Genomic DNA, 17,260 nt, shown 5'->3' with positions numbered 1-17,260 from the left:
CATGCTCAAACGCCTTGCCTACCTGGCGCTCTGTGTCTGCGCCCCGCTCCAAGCCGCTTCGCACATCGATGATCAACGTTTGCAACAACTGGCCGACGATCCCTTCTGGATCTCCCTGGGCCATTACGAAAGCGCCAAGCTGGGTGGCTGGCGCAGCTATGTGAGCGACAAGAAGTTCTTCCTCGCCGCCGACGGCGCCCATCACCCGGACGCGGAACTGAAAGCCACCGTCGCCGCGCTGTACGCCCCGGCCAGCGCCGGCAACCAGCACGCCCAATGCGTCTACCCGGCCCGCAGCCGCTGGCTCAAGGCGCAACTGCAACTGACCGACCTGCCGGCCCCGGACTGCTCCGATTTCAACCAGTGGTTCAAAGACGTCTCGCCCCACAGTACGGTGATGATCTTTCCGGCGGCCTATCTGAACAGCCCGTCGTCGATGTTCGGTCATACCCTGCTGCGCATCGACCAGGAAGATGTCCAGCGCGACCAGACTGCCCTGCTCAGTTACGCGATCAACTTCGGCGCCTATATCGAAGGCTCGGACAACAGCATCCTGTATGCCTGGAAAGGCCTGATGGGCGGCTACCCCGGCTTGTTCGCCCTGGTGCCCTACCAGGAAAAACTCTCCGAATACCGCAGCCTGGAAAACCGCGACCTGTGGGAATACCGGCTGAACCTCACGCCGGAAGAAACCCAGCGCATGGTCGAGCACGTCTGGGAGCTGAAGCAGATCCAGTTCGACTACTTCTTCTTCGACGAAAACTGCTCCTATCGCCTGCTGGAACTGCTGCAGGTCGCCCGACCGAGCCTGCGCCTGACCGAACAATTCCCGCTGACCGCCATCCCTACCGACACGGTAAAGGCGGTCAAGGAGGCCGGCCTGGTGGAAAGGATCGACTATCGTCCCTCCCGCGAACGCGAACTGCTGGAGCGGGCCAAGCCCCTGACCCCTGATGAACAAAAGTGGGTACTGAAAGTCAGCGCAGACCAGAAAGTCCTCCAGGACCCGGCCTTCAAGGCCCGGCCAAGGGCCCGCCAGGCGCTGATCGTCGATGCTGCCTATCGCCTCGAACGCTACCGGGCCAACGGCCTGGAACGCGACCCGGTGCGCTCGCAACGCAGCTTCGAACTGCTCCGGGCGATCAACCAGAATCCCGCGCCGGAACTGCAGATCACGCCCCCCGGACTGCCGGAAAACGGCCATGAATCGCGCACCTGGCAGGCTGGCATCGGCACCCGGGGCGGCAAGGCCTTCGGCGAGTATGGCCTGCGCATGGCCTACCACGACCTGAACGACAACGCCGAGGGCTTCCCGCTCGGTGCCCAGATCGAAATCCTGCAGATGAAGCTGCGCCAGTACGAAGGCAACCACTGGCAATTGCAGCAACTGGACCTGGCCACCATCCGCTCGCTGACACCCCGTAACGCGCTGCTGCAGCCCTGGTCCTGGCAAGTCACCGGCGGTCTGGAGCGGGTACCCGGCAAACACGACGACGAGACCCTGGTCAGCCACGTCAACGGCGGCGCTGGCGGCACCTGGCAACTGAGTGATGATCTGCTCGGTTTTGCGCTTGGCACCGTGCGCCTGGAACACAACGCCGATTTCGCCGCGTTCGTGTCGCCGGCCAGCGGCTTAAATACTGGCCTGCTGTGGAAAAACCCGCTGGGCAACCTGAGCCTGGAGGCCAAGGGCGACTACTTCACCAATGGTGAAGTACGCCGCAGCCTGAGCCTCAACCAGCAATGGGAATTGACGCGCAACCTGGGCCTGCGCCTGAGCGCCCGGCGCGAGTTCAGCAAACTGGCCTCGGCGGAAAACGAGCTCATGCTGGAACTGAAGTGGTATCACTATTGAAAAGGGCCGGACGGCCCGCTATTCACAGCGCGGGTTCGGTCGCCTGGACTCGCGCTCCAGCAATTGGCCCTGCAAACGCAGGCAACGCTCGTAGTCGCGCCTGGCCATATTGTCGATCGTGATATTGCCCACCTCCTCCGGCGGCGCCCGCTCGCCGATACGGACATCCACCAGAGGTGCCTCGGGCTTCAGTTGAAACAGCCTGGACGACGTGTCCTCGGAGACACCGAACGTCTCCACCTGAGTCATCACAGGCAACTGCTCCGGCGTCACGCCATAACGGCTCAACAAGGAACTCTCGGGCAAGGGTTCACCCACGGCGACACAGGCGGACAAGGTCAGGCCGACACCCACGCCATGGGGTTTGAAGCAACTCATACACAACTCTCTTTCTTTGGACGGCAATTGCCCCCGGCGCGCTGGCGCGGGGCTGAAACACCCGGTACAGAGCGCTTGATGCGCTGTTGACCGATACCAAAGGATAACGACTTGCGGCAGAAAAATTTACCGATCGGCCTCACAGAGCACTTATCGCAGCGTTTTTCCGGGCCAATCATTCGCGACAGGTCGCTTTCGGACAATCCCCGGGCACCGAATCCTGCGAGCATGGTCCATATGTCATGCACGGGAGAACGCCATGAGTCGTGCCTTCGTCAACGAAGACAGCGCCGCCGCCCAGGCCAGCCAACCGGTGGAGCGCCAGGTCAGCACACAACCCAACTACGTCACCGCGACGGGCCTGGCCCAGTTGCAGGAGCGGGTCGCCGGATTGCAGGCCGAGTACAGCCGGCAAAGCGCCCTGGGCGAACAGGCCGACAAACAGCGCCAGGCCGATATCGAACGGGACCTGCGTTATTTCAACCAGCGCCTGTCCAGCGCCGTGCTCGCCGTCCGGGCGATCTCCACCGACGTTGTGCAGATCGGCAGTCGCGTCACCTTCGCCAACGAACAGGGGGAGGAACAACAGGTCCAGCTCGTCGGTGAAGACCAGGCCGACTACACTCGCGGCCTGATCAACTGGGGCTCACCGCTGGGACGGGCACTGCTCGGAGCCCACCCCGGCGATGAAGTGCTGTGGAAACGACCGGCCGGGGACCAGTTGATCGAGATCCTGCGCATCGACCCGGCCTGAACCACGCGAACAGCTACCCAGGAATGACACGCAAAAAAACGGAGCCCGAAGGCTCCGTTCTTTCCACCACCGGCCCAATCAGGCCAGTTTCTTGTGCCGTACGCGATGCGGCTGGGCCGCGGCGTCGCCGAGGCGTTTCTTGCGATCCGCTTCGTATTCGGTGTAGTTGCCTTCGAAGAACACCGCTTGCGAGTCGTCTTCGTAAGCCAGGATGTGCGTCGCCACACGGTCCAGGAACCACCGATCGTGGGAGATCACGATGGCCGCGCCCGGGAAGTCCAGCAGGGCTTCTTCCAGGGAACGCAGGGTTTCGACGTCGAGGTCGTTGGACGGTTCGTCGAGCAGCAGGACGTTGCCGCCCTCTTTCAGGGTCAGGGCCAGGTGCAGGCGGCCACGTTCACCACCGGACAGGTCCTTGACGAACTTCTGCTGGTCGCCGCCCTTGAAGTTGAAACGACCGACGTAGGTACGCGACGGGATCTCGTAGTTGCCGATGCGGATCTGGTCGGAACCGTCGGAGATCTGCTGGAACACCGTCTTGCTGCCGTCGAGGTCGTCGCGGCTCTGGTCCACGCAGGCCAGTTGCACGGTCTCGCCGATCTCGATGCTGCCCGAGTCCGGGGTTTCCTTGCCCATCAGCATGCGGAACAGGGTCGACTTACCGGCACCGTTACCACCGATCACGCCGACAATCGCGCCCTTGGGCATGCTGAACGACAGGTTGTCGATCAACACGCGGTCGCCATAGCCCTTGCTGACGTTCTTGAATTCGATGACCTTGTCGCCCAGGCGCGGACCGGCCGGGATGTAGATCTCGTTAGTCTCGCTGCGCTTCTGGAATTCCTGCGATTGCATTTCTTCGAAGCGCTGCAGACGGGCCTTGGATTTCGACTGGCGGGCCTTGGCGCCTTTGCGCACCCATTCCAGCTCTTCCTTCATGGCCTTTTCATGGGCCGACTGCTGCTTGGATTCCTGGGCCAGACGATCGGACTTGGCTTCCAGCCAACCCGAGTAGTTACCCTCGTACGGAATGCCCGCGCCGCGGTCGAGTTCGAGGATCCAGCCGGCGACGTTGTCGAGGAAGTAACGGTCGTGCGTGATCGCGACCACGGTGCCCGGGAAGTCGTGCAGGAAGTGCTCCAGCCAGGCGACGGAATCGGCGTCCAGGTGGTTGGTCGGTTCGTCGAGCAGCAGCATGTCGGGCGCCGACAGCAGCAGGCGGCACAGGGCCACGCGGCGCTTCTCGCCACCGGACAGGTGTTCGACCTTGGCATCCCAGGCCGGTAGGCGCAGCGCATCGGCGGCGACTTCCAGCTGGCGCTCCAGGTTGTGACCGTCGCTGGCCTGCAGGATCGCCTCGAGCTTGGCCTGTTCGGCGGCCAGCTTGTCGAAGTCGGCATCCGGATCGGCGTAGGCGGCATAGACCTCATCCAGGCGCGCCTGGGCGTCCTTGATCACGCTGACCGCTTCCTCGACCACTTCACGCACGGTCTTGGTCGGATCCAGTTGCGGTTCCTGCGGCAAGTAGCCGACATTCAGCTCCGGCATCGGCCGTGCCTCACCGTCGAACTCGGTGTCGACGCCGGCCATGATTTTCAACAGGGTGGACTTACCCGAACCGTTCAAGCCAAGAACGCCGATCTTGGCGCCCGGGAAAAACGACAGGGAGATGTTTTTCAGGATTTCCCGCTTCGGCGGCACAACTTTGCTCAGCCGATGCATGGTGAAGACGTATTGAGCCATGGAGAACCTAGCGTCAGTGACTGATGAATAAAGGCGCGAGCGGAGCTCGGACAAGGCGGGATAGTGCGGCATGCATCATGCTTGTCAAACGCAATGCCGATCCCGGCCTCAGTGAGGAGCGCAAAACTCCCGCGTAACCGGCAAAGCTACCTGAATGCGTGAAACAGGGCAAACCGCTCGGTCGAACGGGGCTGGCACTTTGCCACAAGTCAAGGCATGCTAGCCGCCCTTCGGGCGTCCGGCTTATAGTGCACGTCGCGCCAATCCAGCCCAACCGCAGGATCACAGTTTGACCAACGCCAACCCGCCATCGCCCGCGCGCGCATCCCGTCATGTGTCCGGTACGCCCCTGCGCGGCACAATCAAGGGTGTGCTGGCGATATTGGTGTTGTTCCTGCTCGCCCTGCTGCTCTGGCAACTGATCGATCAGTTCCAGCAAACCCGCAAGATCCAGCGCCAGTACAGTATCGACTACAGTGCCGAACTGGCCGATCACGTCAGCCTGAACATGAAGCTCAATGCGCAGATCGCGGCCAACCTGCTGCCGATCTTCGAAAAACCCGAGAACCGCGAGCAGCAACAGCAATTGCTCGGCAAGCTGCGTCTGTCCCTGCCGGATATCCAGAGCATTGCCCTGCTCGACGCCAAGGGCAACATCATCAGCGACAGCGCCGTCGACAGCCACGATGCCGACTACCTCGCCGAACTGGTGCGGCGCAGCAGTCGCACCCAGGCCTATTACTTCACCAATGACGACGACGGCTCGATAGTGCATCTGCTGCTGCGCCAAGCCAGCGGCGAGACCAACGGCTACTGGGCGTTGCGCATCGCACCGACGCTGTTCCAGAGCCTGACCCGCCAGACCGAACAGAAATTCCAGCCGACCTGGGTCATCGAGAATCGCCTGAACCATCGCGTCATCAGCCGCGACAACGACATCACCCCACGGCCCTCGGTGCTGCAGCCGGATGACGAAGCCAACAGCGTGCTGATCGTCCCGCTGTCCAACAGCGACTGGCAGTTGCGTGGCCTGTTCGACCAGCGCAAGGTCCTCGAAGAACTGCTGCCGGCGCTGATCGGCAAGTGCCTGCTGGGACTGGGGCTGTCGATGCTGCCGGTGCTGGCATTGATCAATATGCGCCGGCGCCAGCGCCAGGTGCATGAAGGGAGGCGCCGCTACCAGGATATCTTCGAGGGCACCGGCGTGGCGCTCTGCGTCCTCGACCTGTCAGGGTTGCCGGCCTTTCTCGAAGACAACCGCCTGGCCGACAGCGAAAGCCTCAAGCGCTGGATCGCCCATGATCCCGAACACCGCCGCCTGCTGCTGGAAGAGTTGCGCATCACCGAGGTCAACCTGGTCGCGCTGCGCCTGCTCAATGTCGACTCCTGCGAGACCGCCTGGAGCTGCCTGATAGACGGTTGCCCCACCCATATCACCGGCATCGGCTACCCGCTGGTGGAGGCGCTGATCAACCACCAGAGCCAGCTGGAACTGGAGATCAAGATCACCGATGCCCACGGCCAGGACCAGCACCTGTGGCTGGTGCTGCGCCTGCCGGAAGACCCCGGCGACTATCCGGCGGTCATCCTCAGTATTACCGATATCACCAGCCGCAAGCTGATCGAACTGTCGCTGCTGGAGCGCGAAGGGTTCTGGTCGGATGTCGTGCGTACCGTGCCGGATCACCTCTACGTGCAGGACGTGATCAGCCAGCGGATGATCTTCAGCAACCACCATCTGGGCCAGACGCTCGGCTACAACAAGAGCGAACTGCATCAGATGGGCGAGTACTTCTGGGAAATCCTGCTGCACCCCGAAGATGCCGAACACTACCATCGCCTGCGCCACCAGCAGCGCCACGCCGGTTACAGCCAGTTGCTGCAGTGCCAGTTGCGCTTCCGTCATCGCGACAACCAATGGCGGCGCTTCGAGATCCGCGAACAGGCCCTGGCCCGCGACAAATACGACCAGGTCACGCGGATCATCGGCGTCGCCAAGGACATCACCGACCAGATCGAGGCCAGCGAATCCCTGCGCGACAGCGAACAACGCTACCGGATGCTCGCCGAAAGCATCAGCGATGTGATTTTCTCCACCGACAGCAAGCTGCACCTGAACTACGTCAGTCCGTCGGTGCACGCGGTGCTCGGTTATGAAGTCGACTGGGTGTTCAAGAACGGCTGGCACTCGACCATCGCCAACCCGGCGCAACTGACCGGCATCTATCAGTTGATGGAGCGGGTCAGCAAGGCCCTGGACAAGCCCGAACAACTGGCCGAGCTGCGTAGCCAGGTGCAGACCCAACTGTTCCTGTTCGACTGCCTGCGGGCCGATGGCCGCAAGATCCCGATCGAACTGCGCCTGGTACTGGTCTGGGACGAACACGGCGCCTTCGAAGGCATTCTCGGTGTCGGTCGTGATATCAGCCAGCAGCGCCGCGCGGAAAAAGACCTGCGCATGGCCGCCACGGTATTCGAGCACTCGACCTCGGCGATCCTGATCACCGATCCGGCCGGCTATATCGTCCAGGCCAACGAAGCCTTCAGCCGCGTCAGCGGTTACGCCGTCTCCGACGTCCTCGACCAGTTGCCCAACATGCTGACGGTCGACGACCAGCAGGAAGCCCACCTGCGTTATGTGCTCAAGCAGTTGCAACAGCACAACACCTGGGAAGGCGAAGTCTGGCTCAAGCGCCGCAGCGGCGAGCACTATCCGGCCTGGGTCGGTATCACCGCCGTGCTCGACGACGAAGGCGACCTCGCCAGCTACGTATGCTTCTTCAGCGATATCAGCGAGCGCAAGGCCAGCGAGCAGCGTATCCATCGCCTCGCCTACTACGACGCCCTGACCCACCTGCCGAACCGCACGCTGTTCCAGGATCGCCTGCACACCGCGCTGCAACAGGCCGAGCGGCAGAAGTCGTGGGTGGTGCTGATGTTCCTCGACCTCGACCGCTTCAAGCCGATCAACGACTCCCTCGGCCACGCGGCCGGCGACCGTATGCTCAAGGAAATGGCCACGCGCCTGCTGGCCTGTGTCGCCGAAGATGACACCGTCGCGCGCATGGGCGGCGATGAGTTCACCTTGCTGCTGCAGCCACGGGTCACCCGCGAAATGGCCTTGAACCGGGCGATCCACGTCGCCGAGCAGATCCTTTCGAGCCTGGTGACGCCTTTCGTGCTCGAAGGCCGGGAGTTTTTCGTCACCGCCAGTATCGGTATCGCCCTGAGCCCGCAGGACGGCAGCGAACTCAGCCAGTTGATGAAAAACGCCGACACCGCGATGTACCACGCCAAGGAGCGCGGCAAGAACAACTTCCAGTTCTACCAGGCCGACATGAACGCCAGCGCCCTGGAGCGCCTGGAACTGGAAAGCGACCTGCGCCATGCCCTGGAACAGAACGAATTCGTGCTCTACTACCAGCCGCAGTTCAGCGGCGACGGCAAGCGCCTGACCGGGGCCGAAGCCCTGCTGCGCTGGCGCCATCCGCGGCGCGGGCTGGTGCCGCCGGGCGACTTCATCCCGGTGCTCGAAGAACTCGGGCTGGTGGTGGATGTCGGCGACTGGGTGCTGTCCGAGGCCTGTCGCCAGCTCAAGACCTGGCACCAGAACAAGGTCCGGGTGCCGAAGGTGTCGGTGAACATTTCCGCGCGGCAGTTCTCCGACGGCCAGTTGGGCACGCGGATCGCCACCATCCTGCGGGACACCGGCCTGCCGCCAGCGTGCCTGGAACTGGAACTGACCGAAAGTATCCTGATGCGCGAAGTCAGCGAAGCGATGCTGATCCTCGCCGGCCTGAAGAACCTCGGCCTGAGCATCGCGGTGGACGACTTCGGCACCGGCTACTCGTCGCTCAACTACCTCAAGCAGTTCCCCATCGACGTGCTGAAGATCGACCGCACCTTCGTCGACGGCCTGCCGTCGGGCGAGCAGGATGCGCAGATCGCCCGGGCGATCATCGCCATGGCCCACAGCCTGAACCTGGCGGTGATCGCCGAAGGCGTGGAAACCCACGAGCAACTGGACTTCCTGCGCGAGCACGGCTGCGACGAAGTGCAGGGCTACCTGTTCGGCCGGCCGATGGCCGCCAATCGCTTCGAGGCGCAGTTCAGCAATGATGCGTTGTTCATGTTCGATTGAAGTCCTGTAGCGCCTGGCCTGACGCTATCGCCGGCAAGCCGGCTCCCACAGGGACCAGGAACTAGCATCAAGCCATCATTGGCTGACACGACACGCAACTTGTGGGAGCCGGCTTGCCGGCGATGAGGCCGGTACAGACACCACCGCCCCAAGGTGAACACCGCTTATCCGCGACATGATGCCCTTTCATATGCCAGATAAAACCCATTGGGTTAGAATGCCTTCCTTTTCTGCCCCCGATCCTTGAGGACCGCCATGTTCAGCCGTGATTTGACTATTGCCAAGTACGACGCCGATCTCTTTGCCGCCATGGAGCAAGAAGCTCAGCGCCAGGAAGAGCACATCGAGCTGATCGCCTCGGAAAACTACACCAGCCCAGCGGTGATGGAAGCCCAGGGCTCGGTCCTGACCAACAAGTACGCCGAAGGCTATCCGGGCAAGCGTTACTACGGCGGCTGCGAATACGTCGACGTGGTTGAGCAGCTTGCAATCGACCGCGCCAAGGAGCTGTTCGGCGCCGATTATGCCAACGTCCAGCCGCACGCCGGCTCCCAGGCCAACGCTGCCGTCTACCTGGCCCTGCTGCAAGGCGGCGACACCATCCTGGGCATGAGCCTGGCCCACGGCGGTCACCTGACCCACGGCGCCAGCGTTTCCTCCTCCGGCAAGCTGTACAACGCCGTGCAGTACGGTATCGACGGCAACGGTCTGATCGACTACGACGAAGTCGAGCGCCTGGCGGTCGAGCACAAGCCGAAAATGATCGTGGCCGGTTTCTCCGCCTACTCGCAGATTCTCGACTTCCCACGCTTCCGCGAGATCGCTGACAAAGTCGGCGCCTACCTGTTTGTCGACATGGCTCACGTGGCCGGCCTGGTCGCCGCTGGCGTCTACCCGAACCCGGTGCCATTCGCCGACGTCGTCACCACCACTACCCACAAGACCCTGCGCGGCCCACGTGGCGGTCTGATCCTCGCTCGCGCCAACGCCGACATCGAGAAGAAACTGAACTCCGCGGTCTTCCCGGGCGCCCAGGGCGGCCCGCTGGAACACGTTATCGCCGCCAAGGCGATCTGCTTCAAGGAAGCCCTGCAGCCTGAGTTCAAGGCCTACCAGGAGCAAGTGGTGAAGAACGCCCAGGCCATGGCCGAAGTGTTCATCGAGCGCGGTTTCGACGTGGTTTCCGGCGGGACCAAGAACCACCTGTTCCTGCTGTCGCTGATCAAGCAGGACATCTCCGGCAAAGACGCCGACGCCGCCCTGGGCAAGGCGTTCATCACCGTGAACAAGAACTCGGTACCGAACGACCCACGCTCCCCGTTCGTTACCTCCGGCCTGCGTTTCGGCACCCCGGCAGTCACCACCCGTGGCTTCAAGGAAACCGAATGCCGCGAGCTGGCCGGCTGGATCTGCGACATCCTGGCTGACCTGAACAACGAAGCGGTGATCGACGCCGTACGCGAGAAGGTCAAGGCCATCTGCAAGAAGCTGCCGGTCTACGGCGCTTGATAAACCCCGCTTGACGCAACATTGAAAAAGCCCGGTCAGCGATGACCGGGCTTTTTTTCGCCTGGTGTCCCGCCCTGAATAAGGTTTACGCCTTCTGACCTATCTTCAGGACTAGACATGGAGAAAACTCGCCGTCCGTCGCCCCTTCGTAGCAGAGCAGCGCCTTTGCGGCGGAATACCCTCTTGTGGGAGCCGGCTTGCTGGCGATGTCGGTCTTGAGGCTTGCATCGCACTCGCGGGCCTCATCGCTGGCAAGCCAGCTCCTACAGGACCAGCATTACTGGTCAGACCGGTCCTACCAATTTCGCTAAAAACCGCTTGTGCCCTCGGAAAAGCCGAGCGTAGACTGGCCCCGCACTGGACATACCGGTAAGACCACAACAATTAAGTTCCGAAGCTGCGGCCCAGACCCGGATAACGGAACGCCGACCAGGATCCTCCTCATGCTCAGATGGTGCTCGCGTTCGATTTTCCTCCAGGTTGTCCTTGGTCTGATGCTCGGCATCATCTGCGGACTCGCCCTTCCCGAATTTTCCACCCAGCTCAAACCCCTCGGCGACGGTTTTATCAAGCTGATCAAGATGCTGATCGGACTGATCGTCTTCTGCGTGGTGGTCAGCGGTATCTCCGGTGCCGGCGACCTGAAGAAAGTCGGGCGCATCGGCCTCAAGTCAGTGATCTATTTTGAAGTCCTGACCACCATCGCCCTGCTGATCGGGCTGATCCTGGCCTTCTCCACCGGCATCGGCAGTGGTGCCAATATTCATCTGGAGCAGCTGTCCAAGGCGGCTATGGGCGACCTCGCCGACCGCGGCCAGCACATGCGCGGGACCACCCAGTTCCTGATGGATCTGATTCCCAACTCGGTACTCGGCGCCTTTGCCGACAACAACATTCTCCAGGTGCTGCTGTTCTCCGTGCTGTTCGGTAGCGCCCTGAACCTGGTAGGCGAGTCCGCGTCGGGCATCTCCCGCCTGATCAACGAACTCAGCCACGTGATCTTCCGCATCATGGGCATGATCGTGCGCCTGGCGCCGATCGGCGTGTTCGGCGCCATCGCTTTCACCACCAGCACCTATGGACTGGAATCGCTACGGCAACTGGGCAGCCTGGTGGCACTGTTCTATGTCACCTGCCTGGCCTTCGTGCTGCTGATCCTCGGCCTGGTGATGCGCGTGTCCGGCCTGAAGATCCTGCCCCTCCTGAAATACCTGCGCGAAGAGTTGCTGATCGTGATGGGTACAGCCTCTTCGGATGCGGTCCTGCCACAGGTGATGCGCAAGCTTGAACATCTTGGAATCGGCAGTTCGACGGTCGGCCTGGTCATCCCGACGGGCTACTCGTTCAACCTGGACGGTTTCTCGATCTACCTGACCCTGGCCATCGTGTTTATCGCCAATGCCACCGGTACACCGCTGGCGCTGACCGACCTTCTGACCATCCTGCTGGTGTCGTTGATCACTTCCAAGGGTGCCCACGGCATTCCCGGCTCGGCACTGGTGATCCTCGCGGCCACCCTGACGGCCATTCCGGCGATCCCGGTGGTCGGGCTGGTACTGGTGCTGGCGGTCGACTGGTTCATGGGCATCGGCCGGGCCATGACCAATCTGATCGGCAACTGCGTGGCGACCGTGGCCATCGCGCGCTGGGAAAAAGACATCGATGTGCAGCGGGCCCACAAGGTCCTCGATGGCCAGCAAGGCTATGCATTTCAACCAAGAAAGCCGGCATCGCCGGCCCATCAGCAGGAGTTCTGATGGGATGCGTCCAGGGACGGGCGCTTGTCCCGCCTCCGTGGCCGGCGACACATGCGCCGGCCACGGGTCGTGGCCTGACCGTTTCAGTGGAGAGTAAACCGTGATCAGTTCATCAACCGTCGTCAATTCAGTGGTTGCCAAACTGCGCGCCGCCCTGGCCCGTGGTCAGTGGCGCTCCGGCGAGATGCTGCCGGGCCAGCGTGAACTGGCCGAACAATTGGGCATCAGCCGCCCGAGCCTGCGTGAAGCGGTGACCGTCCTGGAAACCCTCGGCCTGGTGCGCTCGATGCCGGGCAAGGGAGTGGTGGTGCTCGATACCGCCCCCGGCGACACCTCGGCCGCCCACAGTGGCGTGGCCGATGCCAGCCTCGAAGACATCCTGCAACTGCGCTACACCCTGGAGCCGTTTATCGTCGGGCTGGTGGCGCAGTCCATCAGCAGCAAGGAAGTCGGCCAGTTGCGCCTGACCCTGATGGATATGCGCGAAGCCCTGGAGGCCAACAACAGCGAGGCCGGGATGAATGCCTATATCGCATTTCATGAAGAGCTGTTCGCCCTGACCTCCAATCCGATTTTCCAGAACGTGGTGCAGCAGACCGGCAATGCCCTCAAGCAGAGCGCCGAGGTCCTGCGCAATTCACCGGAACACCTGGCCGAGCGCCTGCAGGAAAACGAAGCCGTGGTGCGCGCCATTCGCAACAAGAACAGTGCCCTGGCCAGCGCGCAAATGCGCCGGCATATCCTTCAGGAAGGCCTGCGCATGGGCATCGAACTGACCATCCCGGACGATCATCTGGGCAGTACCGAGCAATAACCCACCCGCCAAGGGAGACCGGACATGAACAGCGTTGCGACACCCCTGCCCTTCATCGCCACACGCGCTTTCGTGCAGCCACGAGGGCCAGCCTGTTGCGCCGAAACGCTGTATGCGCGGGTGTTCGAGGATATTCTCGACCGCCGCTTTGCCAACGGCCTGAGCGAGGAAGCCGTGATGCAGGCCTACGACGCGGGCCGTAGCCAGGTGCGGCGGGTGCTCAGCCAGCTGGCGCGGCAGCAGGTCATTCTCACCCGCCCCAACCAGCGCGCGCGGGTCGCCGAACCGGGTGCGGAGCAACTGCGACAGACCTTGCAGGCCCGGCGACTGGCCGAAGCCAGCGTGATCCAGCTGCTCTGCGCCAAGGCTGCCGGACTGCGCTTCGAGGCCTTGCAGACACTGGTCGCCAGTGAACGTCGAAGCGTTGAAGACCACCGGCAAAGCGCGGCGATCAGGTTGGGCGGCGAGTTTCATCTGGAGTTGGCGAGGATGGCCGGTAACGCGCCCCTGGCACATTTTCTTGGCGGACTGGTACCGCTGACCGGGTTGGCGCTGGCCCGGTCTGCGGTACCAGTCGAGGGGTGGCAAGGGCGGGAAACCATCCTCCATGCGCTGGAGAACGGCAACGCCTGGGGTGCCATCGAGTCGATGGCGGATTACCTGGATCGACTTGCCGTATTGCCGTAATCCTGTAGGAGCCGGCTTGCCGGCGATGAGGCCGGCAAGTCTTGCATCGTTCTTGAAGGCGCCATCGCCGGCAAGCCAGCTCCTACAGGGGTCGGGGCCACAACAAGCATCGGTGTTGCACCACCTAACTGTAGGAGCCGGCTTGCCGGCGATGGCGTCCGTTCAGGCGACACATGGCTCAAGGGCTTCATCGCCGGCAAGCCAGCTCCTGCAACGACATCAGGCAGCCGTCATCCTGGCAAAGCCCTCGCGGATCTTGTCTTCCGGCAAGTCGTCGGCAATGAACACAATCACGCTTTCCCGGGTCACACCCTCTTCCCACTCGGTGTCCCAGTCGAAGCCGTAGAGCTTGAGCACGCCCTGGAACACCATGCGCCGCGGTTCCCCGGCAATATTCAGCACCCCCTTGTAGCGCAGCAGTTGCTTGCCGTGATCTTCCAGCAGCGCGTTCATGAACTCGCTGAGGCGGTCGAGATCCAGCGGCTGGTCGGTGCGCAACACCAGGCTGGAAATACGATCGATGGAGGGCGCCTTGCTGACCGGGCGCAGACTCAAGCCGCCGCCCAGGTCGGCATTCAGGTTGAAACCACGCACGTCCAGCAGTTCCGCCAGATCGATAGCGCCATGCTCGACGATGCGGATCGGGGCACGCCGGTTGATCCGCGTCAGACGTTCGCTCAAGGCGTTGAAGGTTGCGTCGTCCACCAGATCGCGCTTGCTCACCAGCAGGCGGTCGGCAAAACCGATCTGCGCCTGGGCGATGGTCTGGGTCAGGTGGTGCTCGGCATGGGCCGCGTCCACCAGGGTAATGATGCCGTCGAGGATATAGCGCTCGCGCAACTCCTCGTCGATGAAAAAGGTCTGGGCCACGGGTGCCGGATCGGCCAGCCCGGTGCACTCGATCACCAGCCGGTCAAAGGCGATTTCGCCGCTGTCCAGGCGCTCGAGCAACAAGTACAGGGCCTTGGTCAGGTCGGTGTGGATAGTGCAGCAGACGCAGCCGTTGGACAGCGTCATCACTTGCACCGGCTCGGTTCCCAGCAACTGGGTGTCGATACCGGCGTCGCTGAATTCGTTCTCGATCACGGCGATTTTCAGGCCGTGCTCCGCCTTGAGCAGATGGCGCAGCAAGGTGGTCTTGCCGGCACCGAGAAAGCCGCTCAGGACGGTAACAGGAATAGGAACTGACAAACCAGGATCTCCCATACGCTAAAAAACCGTAGGAGCCCGGTTTGCCGGCGATGGCGTCGTCAAGATCGCTTTCGCCGGCAAGCCGGGCTCCTACAGTACGGTGTTCAACCGTGATTAAGACAGAACGGCCTCAGATCAACAGCACTTCGGCCCGCCCTTGCCGCCGTAACGGGCTTCCTGGCGCTCCCGGAAGAACGCCTCGTACGTCATCACCGGCTTGTCCGGATGCTTGTTCTGCATATGTTCCACATAGGTGTCGTAGTCGGGCATGCCGACCATCAGGCGCGCGGCCTGACCGAGGTATTTACCGAGGCGACTGAGGTCATTGAACATTGCAGTATTCCCCTGTCAGGCTTCAGGCACGGCCTGGAACGGTGTTTCCTTGTCCGTGCGCTCCTTGTTGCCCCAGGCCGCGACACCGACCTTGAGGGCGTAGAACAGGATGCTGAAGACCACGAACAGGAACAACGCCGTCAGCGTCGCGTTGGTGTAGGCGTTGAAGATCACGTGCTGCATCTGCGCGATGTCCTTGGCCGGGGCCAGCACTTGTCCGGCGTCCAGCGCGACACTGTATTTCTTCGCCAGGGCGAGGAAACCGATGGCCGGGTTGGCGTCGAACAGCTTGATGAAGCCCGCGGTGGTGGTGCAAACCAGCAACCATACCGCCGGCAGCAAGGTCACCCAGATGTAGCGCTGGCGCTTCATCTTGATCAGTACCACGGTACCGAGCATCAGGGCGATACCGGCGAGCATCTGGTTGGAGATGCCGAACAGCGGCCACAGGGTGTTGATGCCCCCCAGCGGATCGATCACACCCTGGTACAGCAGGTAACCCCAGAGGGCAACACAACCGGCGGTGGCGATCAGGTTGGCCGGCCAGGATTCGGTGCGTTTGAGCGAAGGCACGAAGGAACCCAGCAGGTCCTGCAGCATGAAGCGACCGGCACGGGTGCCCGCATCCACCGCCGTCAGGATAAACAGCGCTTCGAACAGGATCGCGAAGTGGTACCAGAACGCCATGGTGTTTTCACCCGGCAGGACATGGTGGAGGATCTGCGCGATACCGACCGCCAGGGTCGGCGCACCGCCGGCACGGGCGAGGATGGTGGTTTCACCGATATCCTTGGCCACCGCCTGGAGCGCGTCCGGAGTGATTGCAAAGCCCCAGCTGCTGACAGTCTGCGCCACGGCCACCACATCCCCGCCGACGATTGCCGCCGGGCTGTTCATGGCGAAGTACACGCCCGGCTCGATCACCGAAGCGGCGACCATCGCCATGATTGCCACGAAGGACTCCATCAGCATGCCGCCGTAACCGATGTAACGGGCATTGGTTTCGTTATCCAGCAGCTTCGGCGTGGTCCCGGAAGAGATCAGCGCATGGAAGCCGGACACCGCGCCACAGGCGATGGTGATGAACAGGAACGGGAACAGGCCGCCTTTCCACACCGGACCGGTGCCGTCGGTGAACTGGGTCAGCGCGGGCATTTTCAGCTCGGGCATGGTGATCAGGATGCCGATCGCCAGGGCGATGATGGTGCCGATCTTGAGGAACGTCGACAGGTAGTCCCGCGGTGCCAGGATCAGCCACACCGGCAGTACCGCGGCGACAAAACCATAGCCGATGAGCATCCAGGTGATCTGTACGCCGGTAAAGGTGAAGGCCTTGGCCCAGACCGGATCCGCAGCGATCTGGCCTCCCAGCCAGATCGAGCCGAGCAGCAGGAGCACACCGACAATCGAGATTTCACCGATACGGCCCGGGCGGATGTAGCGCATGTAGATGCCCATGAACATCGCGATCGGGATCGTCGCCATCACCGTGAAGATGCCCCACGGGCTCTCGGCCAGGGCCTTGACCACGATCAGCGCCAGCACCGCGAGGATGATGATCATGATCAGGAAGCAGCCGAACAGGGCGATGGTCCCGGGAATGCGACCCATTTCCTCGCGCACCATGTCGCCCAGGGAGCGACCGTTGCGGCGGGTGGACAGGAACAGCACCATGAAGTCCTGGACCGCACCGGCCAGCACCACGCCGGCAATCAGCCAGAGCGTGCCGGGCAGGTAGCCCATCTGCGCCGCCAGCACCGGGCCGACCAGCGGGCCCGCACCGGCAATCGCCGCGAAATGGTGACCGAAAAGAATGTGTTTGTTGGTCGGCACATAGTCCAGACCATCGTTGTTCAGCACCGCCGGTGTCGCCCGATTGCCATCGAGCTGCATGACATTGTTGGCGATGAACAGACTGTAATAACGATAGGCAACCAGATAGATCGCCACTGCGGCGACCACGATCCACAAGGCGTTGATCGCCTCGCCGCGGCGCAAGGCCACTACGCCCAGGGCGCACGCTCCCACGATTGCCAGCACCAGCCAGGGCAGATGGCGCAGCGGGCTATTATTATTTTTCATTTTTATATTCCAGCCA

The 17,260-nt window shown here is 62.4% G+C and carries 12 protein-coding genes; 7 read left to right on the top strand and 5 right to left on the bottom strand.

The genetic code is table 11. The features are described from left to right. Position 1: 1 nt before the first annotated feature. Positions 2 to 1,855 carry an Lnb N-terminal periplasmic domain-containing protein gene (locus HX851_RS02940; protein ID WP_177064934.1) on the top strand — a complete coding sequence of 618 codons (1,854 nt, stop codon included), beginning with the start codon at positions 2 to 4 and terminating at the stop codon, positions 1,853 to 1,855. 18 nt (positions 1,856 to 1,873) lie between these two features. On the opposite strand, the gene HX851_RS02935 is transcribed toward HX851_RS02940, so the two are convergent. Next, complete coding sequence (locus tag HX851_RS02935; protein WP_177062954.1) at positions 1,874 to 2,233, bottom strand: hypothetical protein; 360 nt, start codon at positions 2,231 to 2,233, stop codon at positions 1,874 to 1,876. 259 nt (positions 2,234 to 2,492) lie between these two features. Here HX851_RS02935 and HX851_RS02930 point away from each other — a divergent pair, with 259 nt between their 5' ends. Then, positions 2,493 to 2,987, top strand: a complete 495-nt coding sequence (locus HX851_RS02930; RefSeq protein WP_177064932.1) for a GreA/GreB family elongation factor — start codon at positions 2,493 to 2,495, stop codon at positions 2,985 to 2,987. A 78-nt stretch (positions 2,988 to 3,065) separates the two neighbouring features. Here the strand turns inward: HX851_RS02930 and ettA are convergent, their stop codons facing one another. Further along, a complete protein-coding gene (gene ettA, locus HX851_RS02925; RefSeq protein WP_017123438.1) occupies positions 3,066 to 4,730 on the bottom strand; it encodes an energy-dependent translational throttle protein EttA in 1,665 nt (554 codons plus the stop codon). Between the two features lie 289 nt (positions 4,731 to 5,019). On the opposite strand from ettA, the gene HX851_RS02920 reads away from it, so the two are divergent. The 5 genes from HX851_RS02920 (at position 5,020) to HX851_RS02900 (ending at position 13,638) form a co-directional block, all read left to right on the top strand. Next, positions 5,020 to 8,871 carry a sensor domain-containing protein gene (locus tag HX851_RS02920; RefSeq protein ID WP_177064929.1) on the top strand — a complete coding sequence of 1,284 codons (3,852 nt, stop codon included), beginning with the start codon at positions 5,020 to 5,022 and terminating at the stop codon, positions 8,869 to 8,871. A gap of 255 nt (positions 8,872 to 9,126) precedes the next feature. After that, positions 9,127 to 10,380, top strand: a complete 1,254-nt coding sequence (gene glyA / locus HX851_RS02915; RefSeq protein WP_177062951.1) for a serine hydroxymethyltransferase — start codon at positions 9,127 to 9,129, stop codon at positions 10,378 to 10,380. Positions 10,381 to 10,823: 443 nt separating this feature from the next. Then, positions 10,824 to 12,137 carry a C4-dicarboxylate transporter DctA gene (locus HX851_RS02910; protein WP_177064927.1) on the top strand — a complete coding sequence of 438 codons (1,314 nt, stop codon included), beginning with the start codon at positions 10,824 to 10,826 and terminating at the stop codon, positions 12,135 to 12,137. A gap of 100 nt (positions 12,138 to 12,237) precedes the next feature. Beyond that, positions 12,238 to 12,951, top strand: a complete 714-nt coding sequence (locus tag HX851_RS02905) for a FadR/GntR family transcriptional regulator (protein ID WP_177062949.1) — start codon at positions 12,238 to 12,240, stop codon at positions 12,949 to 12,951. Between the two features lie 24 nt (positions 12,952 to 12,975). Beyond that, positions 12,976 to 13,638: a GntR family transcriptional regulator gene (locus HX851_RS02900; protein WP_177064925.1), complete on the top strand. Its 663-nt coding sequence runs from the start codon at positions 12,976 to 12,978 to the stop codon at positions 13,636 to 13,638. Between the two features lie 219 nt (positions 13,639 to 13,857). On the opposite strand, the gene yjiA is transcribed toward HX851_RS02900, so the two are convergent. The 3 genes from yjiA to HX851_RS02885 form a co-directional block, all read right to left on the bottom strand. Beyond that, a complete protein-coding gene (gene yjiA / locus HX851_RS02895; protein ID WP_177064923.1) occupies positions 13,858 to 14,844 on the bottom strand; it encodes a GTPase in 987 nt (328 codons plus the stop codon). Between the two features lie 120 nt (positions 14,845 to 14,964). Then, positions 14,965 to 15,162: a YbdD/YjiX family protein gene (locus HX851_RS02890; RefSeq protein WP_017123431.1), complete on the bottom strand. Its 198-nt coding sequence runs from the start codon at positions 15,160 to 15,162 to the stop codon at positions 14,965 to 14,967. Between the two features lie 15 nt (positions 15,163 to 15,177). After that, positions 15,178 to 17,244: a carbon starvation CstA family protein gene (locus HX851_RS02885; RefSeq protein WP_177062946.1), complete on the bottom strand. Its 2,067-nt coding sequence runs from the start codon at positions 17,242 to 17,244 to the stop codon at positions 15,178 to 15,180. Positions 17,245 to 17,260: the final 16 nt, after the last annotated feature.

Source organism: Pseudomonas gingeri (assembly GCF_013385635.1).
GTDB lineage: Bacteria > Pseudomonadota > Gammaproteobacteria > Pseudomonadales > Pseudomonadaceae > Aquipseudomonas > Aquipseudomonas gingeri_A.
This window is presented reverse-complemented; position numbering and strand designations above follow the sequence as displayed.